Origin of the sequence: Marinoscillum sp., from assembly GCF_040222955.1 — a bacterium.
Lineage (GTDB): Bacteria > Bacteroidota > Bacteroidia > Cytophagales > Cyclobacteriaceae > Marinoscillum.
Window position 1 is genome coordinate 66,182 of the sequence record NZ_JAVKCA010000014.1, and the last position, 18,043, is coordinate 84,224.

At 46.9% G+C, this 18,043-nt stretch carries 19 protein-coding genes and 1 pseudogene; 12 read left to right on the forward strand and 8 right to left on the reverse strand.

Annotated elements, in window-relative coordinates; genetic code table 11:
* The first annotated feature begins 30 nt into the window (after window positions 1–30).
* Together RIH33_RS13480 and RIH33_RS13485 are read left to right on the forward strand one after the other, a co-directional pair.
* Window positions 31–912 carry a restriction endonuclease gene (locus RIH33_RS13480; protein WP_406651477.1) on the forward strand — a complete coding sequence of 294 codons (882 nt, stop codon included), beginning with the start codon at window positions 31–33 and terminating at the stop codon, window positions 910–912.
* A gap of 15 nt (window positions 913–927) precedes the next feature.
* A complete protein-coding gene (locus RIH33_RS13485; protein WP_406651479.1) occupies window positions 928–1,257 on the forward strand; it encodes a hypothetical protein in 330 nt (109 codons plus the stop codon).
* Between the two features lie 59 nt (window positions 1,258–1,316).
* Here the strand turns inward: RIH33_RS13485 and RIH33_RS13490 are convergent, their stop codons facing one another.
* Complete coding sequence (locus tag RIH33_RS13490; RefSeq protein ID WP_406651480.1) at window positions 1,317–2,138, reverse strand: hypothetical protein; 822 nt, start codon at window positions 2,136–2,138, stop codon at window positions 1,317–1,319.
* Window positions 2,139–2,393: 255 nt separating this feature from the next.
* Here RIH33_RS13490 and RIH33_RS13495 point away from each other — a divergent pair, with 255 nt between their 5' ends.
* Window positions 2,394–3,815 (forward strand): PLP-dependent aminotransferase family protein, encoded by a 1,422-nt coding sequence (locus tag RIH33_RS13495; protein WP_406651481.1) that lies wholly within the window; start codon window positions 2,394–2,396, stop codon window positions 3,813–3,815.
* Between the two features lie 53 nt (window positions 3,816–3,868).
* Complete coding sequence (locus RIH33_RS13500; protein ID WP_406651482.1) at window positions 3,869–5,284, forward strand: pyridoxal phosphate-dependent decarboxylase family protein; 1,416 nt, start codon at window positions 3,869–3,871, stop codon at window positions 5,282–5,284.
* 35 nt (window positions 5,285–5,319) lie between these two features.
* Here the strand turns inward: RIH33_RS13500 and RIH33_RS13505 are convergent, their stop codons facing one another.
* The 5 genes from RIH33_RS13505 to RIH33_RS13525 all read right to left on the reverse strand — a co-directional run bounded on the left by RIH33_RS13505 (window position 5,320) and on the right by RIH33_RS13525 (window position 9,647).
* Window positions 5,320–6,261, reverse strand: coding sequence for a hypothetical protein (locus tag RIH33_RS13505; protein ID WP_406651483.1), 942 nt, complete (start codon window positions 6,259–6,261; stop codon window positions 5,320–5,322).
* Complete coding sequence (locus RIH33_RS13510; protein ID WP_406651485.1) at window positions 6,254–7,303, reverse strand: cytochrome-c peroxidase; 1,050 nt, start codon at window positions 7,301–7,303, stop codon at window positions 6,254–6,256. Before RIH33_RS13510 ends, RIH33_RS13505 begins: the two co-directional genes overlap by 8 nt.
* A complete protein-coding gene (locus tag RIH33_RS13515) occupies window positions 7,296–8,156 on the reverse strand; it encodes an MbnP family protein (RefSeq protein ID WP_406651486.1) in 861 nt (286 codons plus the stop codon). The genes RIH33_RS13510 and RIH33_RS13515 overlap by 8 nt, the downstream gene beginning before the upstream one ends.
* Before the next feature lie 105 nt (window positions 8,157–8,261).
* The gene (locus RIH33_RS13520; protein ID WP_406651487.1) at window positions 8,262–8,648 is read right to left on the reverse strand and encodes a hypothetical protein; all 387 of its coding nucleotides are present in this window, start codon (window positions 8,646–8,648) and stop codon (window positions 8,262–8,264) included.
* A 102-nt stretch (window positions 8,649–8,750) separates the two neighbouring features.
* Window positions 8,751–9,647: a helix-turn-helix domain-containing protein gene (locus RIH33_RS13525; RefSeq protein WP_406651488.1), complete on the reverse strand. Its 897-nt coding sequence runs from the start codon at window positions 9,645–9,647 to the stop codon at window positions 8,751–8,753.
* 183 nt (window positions 9,648–9,830) lie between these two features.
* On the opposite strand from RIH33_RS13525, the pseudogene RIH33_RS13530 reads away from it, so the two are divergent.
* The 8 genes and pseudogenes from RIH33_RS13530 (at window position 9,831) to RIH33_RS13565 (ending at window position 15,684) form a co-directional block, all read left to right on the forward strand.
* Window positions 9,831–10,282 (forward strand): annotated as a pseudogene (locus tag RIH33_RS13530) (nuclear transport factor 2 family protein).
* Window positions 10,283–10,294: 12 nt separating this feature from the next.
* On the forward strand, window positions 10,295–10,735 hold the full coding sequence (locus RIH33_RS13535) for a nuclear transport factor 2 family protein (protein WP_406651490.1): 441 nt from the start codon (window positions 10,295–10,297) through the stop codon (window positions 10,733–10,735).
* Window positions 10,736–10,775: 40 nt separating this feature from the next.
* Window positions 10,776–11,303, forward strand: coding sequence for a cupin domain-containing protein (locus RIH33_RS13540; protein ID WP_406651491.1), 528 nt, complete (start codon window positions 10,776–10,778; stop codon window positions 11,301–11,303).
* A gap of 177 nt (window positions 11,304–11,480) precedes the next feature.
* Window positions 11,481–11,945 carry a (2Fe-2S)-binding protein gene (locus tag RIH33_RS13545; RefSeq protein ID WP_406651492.1) on the forward strand — a complete coding sequence of 155 codons (465 nt, stop codon included), beginning with the start codon at window positions 11,481–11,483 and terminating at the stop codon, window positions 11,943–11,945.
* A gap of 3 nt (window positions 11,946–11,948) precedes the next feature.
* Window positions 11,949–14,210 carry a molybdopterin cofactor-binding domain-containing protein gene (locus RIH33_RS13550; RefSeq protein ID WP_406651493.1) on the forward strand — a complete coding sequence of 754 codons (2,262 nt, stop codon included), beginning with the start codon at window positions 11,949–11,951 and terminating at the stop codon, window positions 14,208–14,210.
* Between the two features lie 67 nt (window positions 14,211–14,277).
* Window positions 14,278–14,652, forward strand: coding sequence for a putative quinol monooxygenase (locus RIH33_RS13555; protein WP_406651494.1), 375 nt, complete (start codon window positions 14,278–14,280; stop codon window positions 14,650–14,652).
* 98 nt (window positions 14,653–14,750) lie between these two features.
* Window positions 14,751–15,236, forward strand: a complete 486-nt coding sequence (locus RIH33_RS13560) for a hypothetical protein (protein WP_406651496.1) — start codon at window positions 14,751–14,753, stop codon at window positions 15,234–15,236.
* Window positions 15,237–15,348: 112 nt separating this feature from the next.
* Window positions 15,349–15,684 carry a zinc ribbon domain-containing protein YjdM gene (locus RIH33_RS13565; protein ID WP_406651497.1) on the forward strand — a complete coding sequence of 112 codons (336 nt, stop codon included), beginning with the start codon at window positions 15,349–15,351 and terminating at the stop codon, window positions 15,682–15,684.
* On the opposite strand, the gene RIH33_RS13570 is transcribed toward RIH33_RS13565, so the two are convergent.
* On the reverse strand, window positions 15,681–17,066 hold the full coding sequence (locus RIH33_RS13570; RefSeq protein WP_406651499.1) for an OmpA family protein: 1,386 nt from the start codon (window positions 17,064–17,066) through the stop codon (window positions 15,681–15,683). The genes RIH33_RS13565 and RIH33_RS13570 overlap by 4 nt on opposite strands.
* The gene (locus RIH33_RS13575) at window positions 17,041–18,042 is read right to left on the reverse strand and encodes a PorP/SprF family type IX secretion system membrane protein (RefSeq protein WP_406651500.1); all 1,002 of its coding nucleotides are present in this window, start codon (window positions 18,040–18,042) and stop codon (window positions 17,041–17,043) included. Before RIH33_RS13575 ends, RIH33_RS13570 begins: the two co-directional genes overlap by 26 nt.
* Window position 18,043 lies beyond the last annotated feature (1 nt).

The following is an 18,043-nucleotide window of genomic DNA, read 5'->3' on the forward strand; positions in this document are numbered from 1 at the left end:
GCCAGATGTTGTGCTTAACCAACTACGTCTATGGAAATCCCAAAATTTCATGAAACTTTTATCCCAATTCTCAGAGTGCTAGAGAACGGAGAAACACTCCAGGCACGAGAAATGTACCAAAAAGTTATCGATCTATTTTACTCTGAACTAACCGATGAACAACTAGAACAGACCACAAAAAGTGGAGATCGTCTAATAATAAATAGAATTGCTTGGGGGAAGTCCTACCTTAAAAAAGGAGGTTATATTGAATTTCCGAAAAGGGGCTTTGTGAAAATCACAGAAAAGGGTCAAAAAAACAGCTCATCCAATCTCACATTAAATCAAGTTGAGAATTCTGAAAATTTCTTGGAGTTTTACAACCAAGAGAATCCCCAAAGCTCCGGAGTTCCAACAAAAATTCAAAATGCATCTCCTGAGGATCTCATAGATGAGGGGTTTAACTTAATTGATGTTCAGGTCAAAGATGAACTTCTTGAAAAACTGAAAACCATCGATCCATTTTATTTCGAAAAAGTTATTCTTATCCTATTGAAGAAGATGGGGTATGGTGACTTCATAGAAACATCCAAAACCGGAGATGGCGGGATTGATGGAATAATCAACGAGGATAAGCTGGGGCTCGATAAAATTTATATCCAAGCAAAGCGATATGGGGAAAATAAGGTTAGGGAAAAGGACATTCGGAATTTTATTGGTGCCATGAGTGGTGACACACAAAAAGGTGTTTTTGTTACAACTACTTCATTTGATATTGCAGCCGTTAAAAAGGCACATGATGCGCACCACACCATAATTCTGATTGATGGTCAAAAATTAGTTGATTTAATGTACCAGTATAATGTGGGAATTCAAATTAGAGCAACTTATGAGGTGAAGGAATTGGATAACGATTTCTTTGAAGTGGAATGACAGACCGAAATGAAAATGGCGAATCGTTGGGGAATTCCAAAAGAAGTAGAAAACCATGTAAAAACAAGAGATACTTGCTGTGTCTACTGTCGAACTAAATTCAAATCAGATAATGGTTCAAGATCAGCCAAGCCTTCATGGGAGCACATAGTGAATGATATAAGACTCAACGGAACAAACAATATCGCACTTTGCTGCATATCCTGTAACGCAAGCAAAGGCTCCAAGCTCCTTGAAGACTGGCTAAAGAGCAACTATTGTATTAAAAAAGATATAAATAAGAACTCCGTGGCTTGTGTAGTTAAAAACGCCATCTCAGACCCACCTAAATTAGATGAAAAATAAGGTTCCACTTCACTCTCAATAACCTCAGCCAGCCAACCCCTAATCTGCCTCGCTCCCCCTCACTCAACCACAAAAACACTGATGTAATTGGGGGTTTTATAGCCAATCGTTCTAATCTCATAGTCACCTCCGATAAGTGCGTTCACTCCCTCAGCTACATCCAGTTCTGAAGCCTCACTCCTGATCTGATTGTTTTTGATTCTGTAGGCTGCTTCTGCATTTTTAGTGGTGGTCAGTCGCTTTACTTTGATCATGTAGCCTGTGGCCGCCAATTGCTGTGCCAGCCGGTCGGCTTTTCCTTTAGAGTCCCGGCTGTCCATGGTTTCCTCCAGGTAGAAAATATCCACCCGAAAAGGCTGTATCTCCTTAGAAATCAGCGGTCGCTCGTAAACAGCCTTCTGCCGCTGAATGATCTCCAAGGCGGACTCAGGATCTGCTGAAGAAGTGTCCAGCTTTTCGAGTTTCTGCTCATCTGCCAGCAGTTTCTTGTATTCGTCATAGTCACCCTGCAGTTTCCCCTGGTACTCCACCCATCGCTCCCTCAGCCGGTCTGTAGGGGTCACTGTCGCAAAATATTCTGCCAGCTTCCATCGCTTCTCTATGTTATCGGCCTCCAGGATCAGGTCCACATATTTATCATATACCTGCATCTCTTTGATACCAGTCTCTCTTTCGGTGAAACCATCCTTCACCAAATTTCCAGAAAAAACCAGGGCCACCGACACGATATACCATTTACTGATCTCAATGATTTTGTCATAGCCCGCACTGGTCACCGGTTTGCCTGCCACCAGATAAAGGCCTAAACCAATCAAAAACAGGATGGGCAGGATCACATAGATCAGACTGATGAAGGACAATAAATCGACGATTCTTTCCATGGCGACGAGATTAATGGGTTTTACTGGTTTACAGTATTCATAGCTAACTGATGACTAAAGGTAGGTGGAAAAAAGAGGAGTTGCAATTTCGCTCATTACAGTGTTCAGACACGTGGGTACCGAAAAAACAGTTCCAGTTTTCACTTTTTTGACCGTATCAGTTTAGTTTTCTGTATTGCAGGTATCTACAAGGACTCCTGTTTCGTTTACTTTGATCTGAACTGCTAAGGAAAGGCAAAAAATCAACTGTTCGCAATGGAAGAAAATAGGTTTAAATATGAAACCATCGCTGGCAACATCCGTGACGCCATCATGCTGGGGTCACTCCATACAGGGGACAAACTACCATCCATTCGGCAAACAAGTCGGGAGCTGGGGGTCAGCAATGCCAGCGTGTTCAAAGCCTACTACCACCTGGAGTCTGAAGGACTGATTGAGTGTAAACCAAAATCAGGCTATTATGTCAAATATCATGTGCAAGACACACAACCACCAAGCCGCCAGCTGTTTAACCAGGACGCTTGTGAGGTTTCCAACAGAGCCCTGATTCATGATTTTATAGCTGCAAAACTCGCCAACCCCCATCACCTGGACCTGGGCACTGCGGTTCCGTCCACCGAACTCTTGCCCATCTCTGGTATTAAGAAGAGCATTCAACGAAGCTATCTGGATGACCCCCAGGCGGCTACTGCCTATGAAAACACCACGGGTCACCCCGGACTCAAGCGAAGCATCTGCCATTTTGGATTGAATTGGGGAAGGGTGATCACTGAAAATGAGGTGGTTATCACCAACGGCTGCATGGAAGCCATCGCCATGAGCCTGAGTATACTCACTCAGCCTGGTGATACCATAGCGCTCGAAAGTCCGGCCTACTACGGATTGCTACAGCTGATAGAGCACCTGAAACTCAGAATTATCGAAATCCCAGCCGACTCCACCACGGGCATCTCTATCGATGACCTGGAGCAAGCACTGCAGAATCAGGCTATTAAAGCCATTTTGGTGGTTCCCAACTTCAATAACCCCACGGGATCTTTAGTGCCGGATGAAAACAAGAAGCGGCTCGTGGCCTTGGCCAGTGCATATCAGATCCCGATCATAGAGGATGACATCTACGGCGAACTTTACTTTTCAGAACACAGGCCCAAAAACTGTAAGAGCTTTGATGAAAACGGATGGGTTATCTACTGTTCTTCATTTTCAAAGACCCTTGCACCCGGTTTTCGGGTAGGTTGGTGCCTTCCAGGCAGGTTTTACGAAGATTTTGTACAAAAAAAGTATGTCACCAACATTTCCACTTCCTCCATCAGTCAGGCCGTAATTGCCCACTTCCTGACACATGGGCGTTATGACTTTTATCTGAGAAAGCTGAGAAGTGCGCTCAAGACCCAGCACCTTCAGTATAAGCGCGCCATCTTCGATTACTTCCCGGGAAAGATTGCAAGCTCTAACCCTCAGGGAGGATTCGTTCTTTGGCTGGAGCTCCCCAAATCCAAAAACGCGCTGGCCCTTTATCAGGCGGGTGTCAAGGCAGGTATCATCATCGCTCCGGGTCAGATGTTTTTCGCCCGGGCCGACTATCAAAACTACTTTCGAATCAGCTACGGAAAGCCATTCTCTGAAGCTGTGGATGAGGCACTTAAAAAGCTGGGACGCCTGGCAGGCAGTGCCTGATCCCACTTTCCTAATAGTAACCAAAACCGAATTTTATCCAAAAAACACAGACCATGAATCCGATACTCAAAGAAGATCTGCAGACCATCAATAAGCTCCTCAGCGACACGCTGGTACAGGGACTCACTTATTTGTCGAAACTTGATGAAACGCCCACTTCGGTGGACCTCATTTCTCCTACCGAAAAGAACCTGAGTTCAGTTGGGGTAGGCGGCCAGGAAGCTTTGAAAGAATTCATCGATCGGTTTGAATCCTTAATGGTGGCTTCTTCCGGGCCACGTTATTGGGGTTTCGTAACCGGGGGCTCGACGCCTGCCGCGCTCATGGGCGACCTGCTGGCCACCATCTACGATCAAAATACGCAGACTACCAAAGGTCATGGGGATGTCTCAGCCATTGTAGAGTTCGAGACCATCCGCCTCCTGCTGGAGCTTTTCGGACTGCCGGATGACTTTATGGGTGGGTTTGTGACCGGAGCTACCATGTCCAACTTCACCTGCCTGGGAGCCGCCCGGCAGTGGGTGGGCAAGCGCCAGGGATATGACATTGCCAGATCGGGCCTTACCGAGCCCATTCACATCCTTTCGGCAGTACCACACTCCTCTTCAATCAAAGCATTGAGCATGCTCGGGATCGGGAGTCGTCAGGTGACCAAAATACCAACACTGGGCCCTACACGTGAGGCCATTGATATGAGTCAACTGGAAGAAGCAATCCTCAGGCTGAACGGTGAACCATTCATCCTCATCTCCAGTGGTGGCACGGTCAATACTGTGGACTTTGACGACATGAAAGCGATCTCCGCGCTCAAGGAGAAACACCACTTCTGGTGGCACATCGATGCGGCCTTCGGTGGATTTGCGGCCATCAGCCCCAAATACAAGCACCTCTTAGAAGGCTGGGAGCGCGCAGACAGCATTACCATAGATGGCCACAAATGGCTTAACGTCCCTTATGAAAGTGCCTTTTTCTTTACCAGAAAAGAACACACACTCCTCCAAATCGAAACTTTTCAAAATTCAAATGCGCCCTACCTCGGGGACCCGAACGAAAATTTCAACTACCTCAATTTTCTTCCGGAAAACTCAAGGCGTTTCAAAGCCCTGGCGGCGTGGTTTACCCTCAAGGCCTATGGCAAGGATGGATACCGGGAAATCGTAGAGCGAACGGTTAATTTAGCTCAGGAATTGGGGCAGTTTATCACAGATAGTGCCGCCTTTGAGCTATTGGCTCCGACACGGCTGAATACGGTTTGTTTTACCCTGACAAACGGAAGTGAAAAGGACGTGAATGCTTTTTTATCTCAGCTCAACGACCGGGGAAAGGTGTTTATGACCCCCACTTTCTTCAATGGACGGGCAGGAATCCGGGCGGCGCTGGTCAACTGGCGGACTACCACTGAAGATGTTCAGATCGTGAAAGAGGAGATGAATCAGGTGGTTCAGAACCTCCAATCAACTGTGCGGTGATCTCATTGGCTTCTTCTTTCTCGGATTGTCCATTCCTACATTTGGTTCTTTTTAAATGAGAAACTATAGTAGAGCCCGGCAGTGAGCCTGTTTCCACCTTCGATCTCAGCGAAATCATCGGTATTGAACGCTTGCATGAGCGGAACCTGGTACTGAATACTGGTGGTCACCCTACCAGCAAACAGTTGAACGCCAAACGTGCTAAGGAGTGAACTGCCGCCGGTATTGGCCTCTATGATTTGGTGATTTTTGTGTCGATCTGCGATCTCATAGTAGAGCCCGGCAAATGGAACCAGGGAGACCTTTTTCATTTCGAAATAATAAAAAGTATTTGCGCTCAGATTGAACTGGTTACCGAAACGATAGGCATGGGTGTTGGTGCTGTTTAGCTTCAGAGAAGTCTCCGAATTCACACCCATGTTTCCACGACGAATAGTGTAGTTGGCAGAAAGTACATAGTCAAGGCTTCCTGACCCAAGTTGAAAATTGCGATTGACCAGCTCCCCATTGTCGGCTTTATCAAATTCCCCCAGAGGCACCTTCAGTCCTGCTCCCACGTTGAGCGAATGCATAAATGCCCCGCTGAAATCACTTCCTGTGTTGAACGGGGAATAGTACAGAATCACCATTGGATCTCCAAAGCCCTCAGAGTGCACAGTTTGATGAGACCCCTGCATGTGGTTGATCATATAAGGCATCAGATAACGCACCTGAAACCGATTGCTGAGGCTGAATCTACCCATGAGGTCATAGCGCTGGTAGGTGTCCTCAGAGTATTCATCTTCAAAATAATACCCATCGTTATCAATGAATGCACTAAAGGAGGCATGGCTATATTTCACGCCTACGAAATGCGCATTCTGATTGGGTAAAAAGCCAAAATACAAGCCTGACAGGCTGCATCCGCACACGTCACACGCCTGACCACTGAAACTCAGTATTATGGCCGCCATGAAGAGGTATAGTTGTTTAGTCATTGTTTTGAAATTTTGGATCGGAGATCAGGTCTCTGTCCGTTAGTGTTTTGATAAATGAAATGAGCTTTGCTTTTTCGGCCTCCGTGAGTGAAATCCCCTTCACCTGGTCATTCTCTTTGAAAACCGGATCCAGAGTAGGCGAGCTTACCATTCCCTGATCATAATGATCCATCACTTGCTCCAAAGTAGAAAACCGGGCATTGTGCATGTACGGCGCGGTGATCTCCGCATTTCTCAGACTGGGCACCCTAAACTTCCCATAATCGGCCTCATCCTCGGTAATTGCCCCCCGACCAAGGTCGGTGAATGTGCTGCTGAGTCCATTATTTCTATAGGAAAAATCTGTGAACAACTCCCCCGAATGACAAGTAGCACACTTCTGATCGAACAGCTGCATTCCCTCAAGCTCCTCGCCAGACAGGGTTCCTTGGCCAAGTATGTATTGGTCATATTTGGAGTTGGCAGATACCATCAGGAGGGTAAACTGAGAAAGCGCATGCAACAGATAAGGAGAAGTAATCTTATCCACACCAAATGCTTCTTTGAACAATTCGGGATACCGCTCGTCCTGGTTGAGTTTGCTGACTACATTGGCCAGAGACTCGTCCATTTCTACCTCCGACTCGATGGCATTGATCGGCACAAAATCCAAATGGCTCACCCCGCCATCCCAAAAGAACGCTTTCATGAAGGCCAGATTGGCCAACATCGGCGCATTGCGAAAGCCTGCCTGATTGTCTATGCCTATGCTCACTGGATGTAGTGGCATGTCTGCGAAAGCCCGTGATTGTTGATGACAGTTGTTGCAGGACACACTTTTATCCCTCGAAAGAATGGGGTCAAAAAACAGGCGTCGGCCCAGCTCAAACCCCTCTCTGGTTACCGGATTATTTTCAAAGGTATAAGTGGGCTCAGGAAAGTGCGCCGGTTTTTCGAACGCATAAATGTCCTCTTCCGGGTCAATGCTTTCTCCCCCACAACTCCCCAAAAACGAAAGAAGTACCCAGCTAAATGCCAGGTACTTTTTTAGGACATTAATCATGACTACTAGTACTTTGGTGTACATGATGTACACTAAAAGTATTTGAAAGCTGATCGGCCAGAACCTTTCCACCTTTGGGGGAATGGATCGAATAAGTCGTGCTGAAATCAACCTGCGCTCCATCCAATATTTTCAGCACATCCGTGATCAGGTGAGCCAATGGTGAGCGCTCCGGGTTGACCGTAACGGTGGTTCCAAACTCCAAAGTGACTGTCTTGGTGTTATTGATAAAATTCTCATTATCAGTCACATCTTTCCATCCGCCCACATGAAAACCAAAGGTCTTTTCGAGTACCTCTACCCCATTGCCATGGTCCACATAAGTCTGACCCGAGTGCTCTGCGGTTCCTTCCATCATCAGGCCGATGTAGCCTGCATTCCAGTTCCAAAACCAGGCGCCGGCAGCCGGGTCCAAAACACCCCCGGCGGCACCCTCCTTCATTCCCTCTTCCGCCACACCAATGGTAAACGTGATGCGGTCATAGGTCCCTGCAGGCACCTTTTCCAAGAGAATATTACGGGATGCAGAATTGCTTTCCTTTAACAGGTAATACCCTTTCGATTCATCAGCAGTTACACTCATCTCGTCCTGAAAGTATTCGCCATTTGGCCCCTCCAGGGTCACCTTACTCACATAATACCCCAAACTGGAAAGATTGAATGGCCCTCCATCAGAGGTTTCATAATCATAGTCAGTAGATCCAGGTACTCTCAGGGTGATACCCTCTGCACCTACCTTATTTTCAAAATACACCTGAAAGGTGCCAAATTCATCAGGATTAACCTCGTCACCACCGCAAGACCATAGCAAAGTGGTCAGCGATATCATCGCCATCAGATTAAATATTTTCATCGCTTTCGATTATTCGTAAAATGTTAAAGAATAGGACATGGGAGTCCAACGACAGGTCATACCTCTGCCACGAAAGACTCCAAAAACTAAAATGTAGGGATTAGCTTATCCTAACCGGGGTGGATGAAAAATATCGAATGCCAGACGTGATTTGGGAAAATGCTCACTTAGTGCAGAAAAAGTCAAATCCTGAATAGGGCTCAAATTATCTGTAGCCCACTCAAAGCACCTGATCTCGGAAAAGAAAAAGGTGAAAGTCTTCGGCGTGAGCTGCCTGGATTTCTCCTGATGCTCCTTGGCTTTATCCAGCTGTGCGGCAAGGTAGCAACTCCCCCCACATACGGTGATGGGCTGCTTCCGCTCTACACACAGTACTTTGGCGATATAATCCCTGCGCATTTCAAAATCCAGGTAGACCAGAGGAGTTACCAGCGCACTGCCCATATTGGCCAGGACTATGATGGCAATTACAAAAGACTTTACTCCGGTCATCCCGGCAAAAGTCAGAAGGTCATGGATTCTTTCAAAGGATTTTCAAAGAATTTACTCTCGCCTACAGGCATCTCAGGAGGAATCATGAAGGAGACTGGGTTCTCAGTTCAATTGCCGATACTCCTGCGGCGTGTACCCCACCCGCTTTTTGAACAACCGGGAGAAGTGCTGTGGGTACTTGAAACCCAGTTCGAATGCAATTTCCTTGACAGACTTTTCCGATCCAAAGATCTTGTCTTTGGCGATCTCTATCAGTTTGGATTGAATGTAATCTTGAGCAGACTTGCCCGTTTCTTTTTTAATGAGGTCACCGAAGTAGTTGGCAGACAGGTGAAGCTCATCCGCAAAGTACGCCACAGAGGGCAGTCCGTGAGAGTATGGTTTTTCCGAATTGAAATAACCGTTCATGAGCTCCTCAAAACGCGAAAGAATGCCCGAATTCACGTGCTCTCTTGTGATAAACTGCCGATCATAAAATCGCTCACAATAATCCAGAAACAGGCCAATATTGGAAGTGATGAGCTTTTTGCTGTGCTTGTCGACAGGTCGCTTCAGTTCGTTTTCGATTTTGGACATGAGGTCCAGAATGGTCTGCTGCTCTTCCGGCGAGAGGTGCAGCGCTTCGCTCAGGTGATAGGAGAAAAAACCGTACTCATCAATTTGTCTGGCCAAAGGAGTTCCCAGAATCAAGTCCGGATGAAAGGTCAGACCTCTGCCAGCCGGCTTGTAAATGTCCATTTTGTTGCTGACATCCACCACTTGCCCGGGCCCCACAAAGACCAACGTGCCCTCCTGATAGTCATAGTTGTTTTTGCCATAGGCCAGGTCTCCACACTTCACTTCCTTCAGGAAAATGGCGTAGATCCCAAAAGACATGTGATGGCCGTGTCTTGGTTCTGCTTTGGAGAAGTCCAATACACTCACCAGAGGATGTAAAGTAGGATGATTGTTGAAATCATTATAGGCCTTGATGGAATCGAAAGTCAGTTGATCACTCATAGCATTGTGTATTTCCGGGTTTAAATCTAACTGGTAAAAAAGGACTATCAGGAGACCATCAGTAATAATGGTACTACTAACAGTAATCTATATACTAACCCTTTGACCATCGGGGCGTAAGATTGCATAGTCTATTCGAAAACAAATCAACCCCAAACTATGCAATCTCTTAACACCTTTCAAATGAAGAAATTATTTATCTGCCTATGGGTCATCCTGGGAGCAGGACACTGGACCTTTGCTCAAAGTGCTGATACAGAACAGGAAATCAAAGACTTATCTGAGCAAAAGTGGCAATGGATGGCAGACAAGAATGTGGAAAAGCTGGAGCCTCTATTCCACGATGAGTCCAAGTTTGTGCACATGAGCGGGTCATGGAAAAAAGACCGGGAACTGGAAATCATCGAGAGTGCAGCATTTGGTATAAAAACACCATTGTGCATGACGTAGATGTAAAGCTCTTTGGCAACACCGCCATCGTTTGGAGCCGCATCACACTGGAAGCCCATGTTCGGGGAAATGATGTGTCCAATGAGTTTACCACCACTGAAGTCTACCAGAAGCAATCGGACAACTGGATGCTTCTGGACCTTACGTTCAGCAGTGTCCGTGATACCCACGAAATTCAACATTAAAATAATCATACTATGAAATCAATATTAAACGGACTGCTACTGATCTTCTTAAGTGCCCACTCGTCCAGTGCACAGGCTGTTGACAAAGAGCAGGAAATCTTTGACCTCTCCAAAACCAAATGGGAATGGATGGCCAATAAAGAGGTAGATCAATTGACGGATCTGTTCCATGAAAAAGCCGTTTTCGTCCACATGGGTGGAAGCTGGGGCACAGAGCAGGAACTCAACATCATCAAAAGTGGAGGAATCTGGTACAAGAAAGCTGACATCCATGAAGCATCTGTCAACTTCATTGGCAACACCGCCATTCTGCTCAATCGGATTACACTGATTGCGGAAGTAGGCGGCAGAGAGGTGACCAATCCCTTTATGGTTACGGAGGTCTATGTTGAAGTAGATAGGGCCTGGAAGCTTGGATCTTTGTCATTTACCAAACTACTTGGAGGAGAATAAGGACCTTCAAAAGAACTGAGCGCTTCAAAATATCGCTAAAATGAAAAAAAGAAAATTAGGAAATCAGGCGAGCAAGCAAATGATGAACATTAAGTATCTGCCCCTACTCAGCTTCATGGGTATCCTCACCTTTTCCTGTAATCAGCCAGGTGAATCCGCACCTGCTGCACCTGTGGACTCAGCCCAGGCACAGATCTTCTCCAAAGGGGTGCGTATAGAGAGTGATCACTTTCATGGAAATGCCTGGTTGGACATCTTGGTCATGGCCGATAGTGTCAATAAAAATGCTGTGGGGAGTGTTACTTTTGAGCCAGGTGCCCGAACCAGCTGGCACTCACATCCAAACGGTCAGATTATCCTCTCGCTGGGAGGCGAAGGCTACTATCAGGAAAAAGGAAGTCCAAAGAAAATCCTGCGGAAAGGTGATGTGGTTAAATGTCCGGCAAACGTTCCTCATTGGCATGGTGCAAGCCCCGAAACTGAGTTTGTTCAAATAGCCATTACCAGCCGGGTGGATGGACCCACCGAGTGGTTGGAGCCAGTGACCGATGAGCAATACACGGAGTGATGTATGCTAACCCCGACCAAAACAGTAATTATGGTAGGTCAAACAGTAATACATATCATAATAATTTAACGCCTGCAGATTAAGATTGTAAAGGAGCAGCTCATCGTTGGTGATGGTTAATTACAAGAAAATGAGTAACTTCTGCGTTATCAGTAACCCATAAAATCCCAAATAGCTATGGCACAATTCAATCTGAAAATCAACGGCACAGACCTGGAGGTGAATGTGGACCCGCAAATACCCATGCTCTGGGTACTCCGTGATCACTTGAACCTGACGGGTACGAAATATGGCTGTGGTATCGCTCAGTGCGGTGCATGCACAGTGCATCTCAATGGAACAGCCACACGCTCTTGCATGCTGCCTGTCTCCGCGGTAGGCAACAATGAAATCACTACCATTGAGGGCTTGTCAGAAAGTGGCGATCATCCGGTGCAAAAAGCCTGGCTGGAGCACGATGTACCTCAGTGTGGTTACTGCCAGGCCGGTCAGATCATGAGCGCTGTATCCTTCCTCAAGTCCAACCCCAGCCCCACTGACGAGGAAATCGAAGGTGCCATGAGCGGAAACATTTGCCGGTGTGGAACCTATGTACGAATTAAAGCGGCCGTCAAAACTGCATCGAAAGCACTAAATTCTTAAATCATGACACTCCTGAAAACAAAAGTTGGAAGACGCTCATTCCTGAAAACTTCAGCTGCTGCCGGTGGTGGATTGATGATCAGCTTCAGCTGGTTGGCAAGCTGTACCAGTTCAACCTCCAAAGCTGAAGTACTGGCTATGCCCGAAGAATGGTTTGAGTTGAATGCCTATTTAAAAATTGGGGAAAATGGCGTAACGACCATCTTCTGCCCCAATCCGGAATTTGGCCAGAATGTCATGACCTCCATGCCAATGATCGTCGCTGAAGAGCTGGATATGGACTGGAAAAATGTGGTGGTAGAAATGGCGGAGTTCAACGCTGCCCTCTATGACCGTCAGTTTACCGGAGGAAGCCAGGGAATACGCCGGGGATGGAATCCACTGAGAATGGCTGGCGCTACTGCCCGACATATGCTGAAAGAAGCCGCTGCAGCCAAATGGAATGTTCCGGCAAGTGAAATCACAACCCAATCAGCCAAACTCATGCATAAGCCTTCTGGCAAAGAGGCCGGATATGGTGAGTTTGCCATGGCGGCCTCTCAGCTCACCCCACCGGAAGAAGTAACGCTAAAGGATGTAAAAGATTTCCAGATCATTGGAAACTCTAAAAAGAACGTGGACGGCAAAAAGATTGTGACCGGAGCCAAAATGTACAGCCTGGACATCCAGCAGGAAGGCATGTTGACCGCCATGGTAGCCCACCCCCCGGCATTTGGCTTACAACTCAAGGATTTCAATCCGGAATCGATCAGGTCCATGCCCGGCATTGTGGAGGTGTTTTCATTTAAAACATACACTGAAGACTATGGTCGTAACTTTTTCGACACCAACACTTTCCCGGAGCTGGTAGCCATTGTGGGCAAGAGCACCTGGGAGGTGATGAATGCCAAGAAAGCGCTGCAGGTGGAGTGGGAAAAATTTTCCAAACAATCCTTCACAATGGATGCCTTTGGTCAAAAGACTGAGGTAAGTGTACCCCCGGGCCTGGAAAGCAGTCAGGATCATCTCTCCTCCATGCGAAGAGAAGCTGCAAAACCAGGGATCCTTCTTCGCAAAGACGGAGACCCGGATAAAGTATTCAGGGAGGCAGCCAAAGTGATAGAGAAAACCTACTCCGCACCGTTTTTAGCACATAATCCCATGGAGCCTATCAACTGTGTGGCGGAGGTAACCCCGGACAAAGCGGTCATATATGCGCCTACACAAGCACCTGGCTTCATCGAAGGGGCCATTGCCAACCGATTAGGGCTGACACTCGATCAGGTAGAAATTGCCATGACGCGCATGGGAGGTGGTTTTGGACGCAGGGCCTATTGTCATTACATGGTGGAAGCGGCCGTCATTTCCCAAAGAATGAGTAAGCCTGTAAAACTGGTGTACACACGGGAAGATGACATGACCTTCGGTATTTACCGTCCGGCCTATATGGCTACCTACAGGGCTGCACTGGATGAAGACAATAACCTGATCGCTTATCATGTGAAAGCGGGTGGAATCCCTGAAAGTCCTTTAGGCCGCGGAGCGGCGAATCGATTCCCTGCGGGAGCCGTAGATCATTACCTGGCCGAGGAGTGGTCTGTAAACTCCAACATTACCATCGGAGCATTCCGTGCGCCCAGGTCCAATTTCCTCGGAGGAGTAGAACAATCCTTCCTCGATGAAGTGGCCGAAGCTGCAGGTAAAGACCCTATTCAGTTTCGATTGGACTTGCTTAAAAAGTCCAGGGAAAATCCGGTTGGGGAAAACAACGATTACGATCCTGATCGCTATGCCGGCGTATTGGAGCTGGTTCGTGACAAATCCAATTGGGGTGAATCTAATGAGGCACACCGGGGAGTGGCGGCTTACTTCTGTCACAACAGCTATGCCGCGCATGTTGTGGACATCAAAATGGTCAATGGCACCCCAAAGGTGGAAAAAGTGACGTGTGCGATGGACTGTGGTGTGGTGATTAATCCGGATGCTGCGGCCAATATGGCTGAGGGAGCCATCGTAGATGGGATTGGCAATGCTTTTTACGGAGAAATGACCTTCCAGAATGGGAGACCTGAAAAGTCTAATTTTGACGGGTATCGGATGATTCGAATGAATGAAGCTCCAAAGGCCATCGATGTTCATTTTGTAAAAAATGAAATTGATCCGACCGGATTGGGAGAGCCTCCCTTTCCCCCTATTTTTGGGGCAGTGGCCAACGCACTCTACAAGTCTTCCGGCAACAGGTACTATACTCAGCCCTTTCTCAAAAAAGGCGTTTCATTGGGCTAGCCGGATGACCCATCTCACCAAGTAAAGCCGTCAAACCACCCTTTAACCTTTTAAATAGCAAGCGTCTATGAAAATCATTGTTCTTATGGGTCTGCTTATGGCCTGCGCTGTGCATTTACCCGCGCAGGATCAAGGCCAGAAAGTTCGCCTTGCCAGGCTTGTGATTGACTCCACCCAGCTTGATGAGTACAAAGCATTGTTAAAAGAAGGCATCGAGGCTTCCGTACGGCTGGAGCCAGGTGTGCTGACCCTTTATGCCGTGTCAGAAAAGGAAAAGCCGAACCATTTTACCATTCTGGAAATCTATGCGAGCCAATCGGCTTATCAGGCGCACATCCAAACAGAACATTTCTTGAAATACAAAAACGGAACCCTGAGTATGGTTCAGTCTCTTGAACTCATCGAAACGGATCCTCTTGTCCCCCAAATGAAAATCAAATAGTGCACACCCATATCTCTGACATTCAGCGAACCAAACTTGATTTTTTGAATGATTTGTCAGTTATTGACAACTGATTGACATCTCATGAAATCACACCAATGATGAATGAAGAGCTGACTGTATCTATCCTGAGCATGGAGGCCACCCTGAATGAATGTGTGTTCATTGTGGTAGATCAGAGTGATCACAGGGTATACACCCGGGATCCTTTGATTCAGTCTGTGCTCATAACGGCCTTTTTATCTGATGCCCAGATTAAACTGGAGATAACTCCATCAAGGGAAATCCATAGGGTTATGGCCTTCGAACCGCAGGGTCAGTACAGCCACTCACCCAGTTCGTTTCAGTATACCCTCACAAGGATAGCTACACAGTATTCACCGGAAGATGGCCATAGACTGGAAGCTTTTATTTCGGGACCTGATGGAATAGAAAGACAATACAATCTGTCAAATATCTTTCTGCAAAATGCAATCCACGCAGCATTTTCCATTCACACCATCACCTTCCCGGAAACCGAGAATAAGATTGATGTGTCATTCAAAAATGGTGAAATCACCAAAATCCACATCGGTGATGGTTGACTGAATTCAAATCCGGATAAACCAGAAACTCAGGTGATTCATCACATGAGGTATTTTACACTCATTCAGTTCGCCCAAAAGCTTATCTTTGCGCTTTTCAGAAAAACATTTTATGTCAGAATTTCCTCCCTGCCCTGCTTGCAAGTCGCCATACACCTACCCATCAGACGCACTCCTGATGTGTCCCGAATGTGGACACGAGTGGGATCCACAGGCTGAGGAAGTCACAGACGCCTCAGTGATCAAAGATGCCAATGGCAATGTGCTTCAGGATGGTGATACCGTGGTGGTGATCAAAGACCTACCTGTGAAGGGGGCACCCAAGTCCATCAAAGCAGGAACCAAGGTGAAAAATATCCGGCTGACAGACGGTGACCACAACATCGACTGCAAAATTGACGGCTTTGGCGCCATGTCCCTCAAGTCAGAGTTTGTGCGGAAGGGTTAGCGCTGGTCGATCTCAAAAGTGACCACCGCTTTCCTGTTCCATTTGTTGCCTTTTGACTCCTGAACAGGCGCTTGCGGGACAGATTTTCCTACGCCCAGAGCGCTGATCTTCGCTTCATCAATATTGTGCGTTCTGATCAAGTAGTTGCTTACTGCTTTTGCCCTTTTTTCGGATAAGCTCAGATTATAAGCATCGTCGCCCATTGCATCGGTGTGGCCGGTAATTTTCACAATGAGTTGATCATTCAATTTAAGTGTTTGCACCATTGCATCAATTTTCTCCATCGAATAGGCCGTAATATCATAGCTATCAAAACCAAAAAAGATCGTGAGAGCCTCAGGGATCACAATCTCCTTACCTTCCAATGGCTTTTTATTTACCTCCGTCAATACTGACACTACTTCTGGTTCAGGTTCTGTCATGATCTCTGCTTCAGAGATGGGTTCTTCAGTGGTCACCAGCGCTGGTGCCTTAGCCGCATCGTGCTTCACCAGTGCTGTTTGATAAAGATCACTCAGCCCACCTGATCTGTTGCTGGAGAATAGAACGCTTCCATCTTTTGACTGATAAAAATAGGCGTCAAATCCCTCGGAGTTGATGGGAGCTCCGAGGTTCTTTGGTGCGGACCAGTTGGTCCAGCCATCACCCAGGCGTTCTGACTGATAGACATCCGCATCTCCCAACCCCTGGAATCCATTACTGGAAAAGTAAAGGGTTCGTTTGTCTGCTGAAAGAAAAGGAGAAATCTCAAATCCGGAACTATTGATCACATGACCAAGATGGATCGGTTTTGACCAGCCATTGGCGGTTTTTTCAGATACGTAAAGGTCCTCTTCTCCCAATGCATCCCCTCCCATCATGGAGATGATGAGTGTACTTTCGTCAGGCGTCAGATAAAACCCATAGTAGTCATTCTTGATCTCAATGGATATGGGGAGTTCATTTAACCTACCCCATTTGTCTCCATTTTGAGTAGAAGAAACAATTCCCCTTTCAGTTCGGTGATAAAGTGCGCTGTAATTATTAATGAGATACAAGGAATTACCGGACTCATTGAGTCCGACTACCGAGTTGTTGTCGCCATTATTCAGCGCTTTCAGGTTTTTTGCTTCGTCCCATTCACCTTCCTTTTTCTCACTCACCCAGATATCCTGTCCGGCTGCTTTTCCGCCCACATTCTTCTCGGAGAACGTACGCACAAAGTATAGCTTATTGCCCTCACTGGCCAGCATCGGCATGATTTCCTCTGCAGGGGAATTGACACCCGGAGATAGTTTTTCAACGGGCTGATAGAAGGCTTCCTGAGCAGTGGCAGGAATTGTTGCTATCATTCCAGCACATGCTGCCAAAAGCAGCTTACCACATTGGTGAATAGTTCTCATAGTTGAATAGTTTGATGCCTAAAACGATTTCGTGACTGGAATTATTAAACTGGTCGAAGTTGGAGGTTTTATATTCATAAGAGTATCCAAAATTCAATGCATCAGTGATGGCCAAACCCATCATGAGGATGTAGGTACCATTGTTTCTATAGGCCATACCGGCAGTGATGCTTTCATTGAACCGGGCCCTCATCCCCACATCGAAAAAGGAACTCACACCCTCTTCGGCTCTGAAAAACACGTTGGGTAATAACTCCACCCGATCGGTTACATACATTCGAAAACCGGCCAAAACATTATGACGAAAAGCACTTCCCTGGTTGTTGACCAACTCGTTTCCTGACAATAATGACGAGGCGACCTGCATGATGTTGTAGCTCACATATAGCTGATCCGAGTGAAACCCAATGCCTGTATTGATGTTCAGAAAGGTGCTGGATGTACCCCCATTCACATACGCCTGATAGACCGGATCATTGGCCGGATCGATCACCATGACTTTGTCCATCTCCACTTCACTGGCCATAATCCCTACGGAAGTACCAAGCGATATGTATTTACGATCAGCCACGGGCACATGTACAGCACCACTCAGCATACCTTCTGTTCGCTTCAATGGCCCAACCTCATCGGTCAGAATATATCCACCAAATCCAACTCTTAGAAAGGTACCTGGCTGATTCTCCGTGTACTGACCCGGGTCGCTCACACGCAAAGAGTGCCTTCGTTGCTCATTGTATCCTGGCCCAAAAGAACCATACGCACTCAAAAAGCTGGTTTGTGGAGCTCCTTCATAGCCTGCCCACTGCTTTCTGAAACCAGCCTTGACGTCAAGATAATCATGTACTCCGGTCAGAGCTGGACTATAAGCCGGTAGGTTTTGAAAGTACTGGCTCGTCAGAATCTTGCCTTGCCCGTTTGCACCATAGGCACAAAAGACCAGCCCGACAATCGTTGCTAAATGTCTGAATTTCATA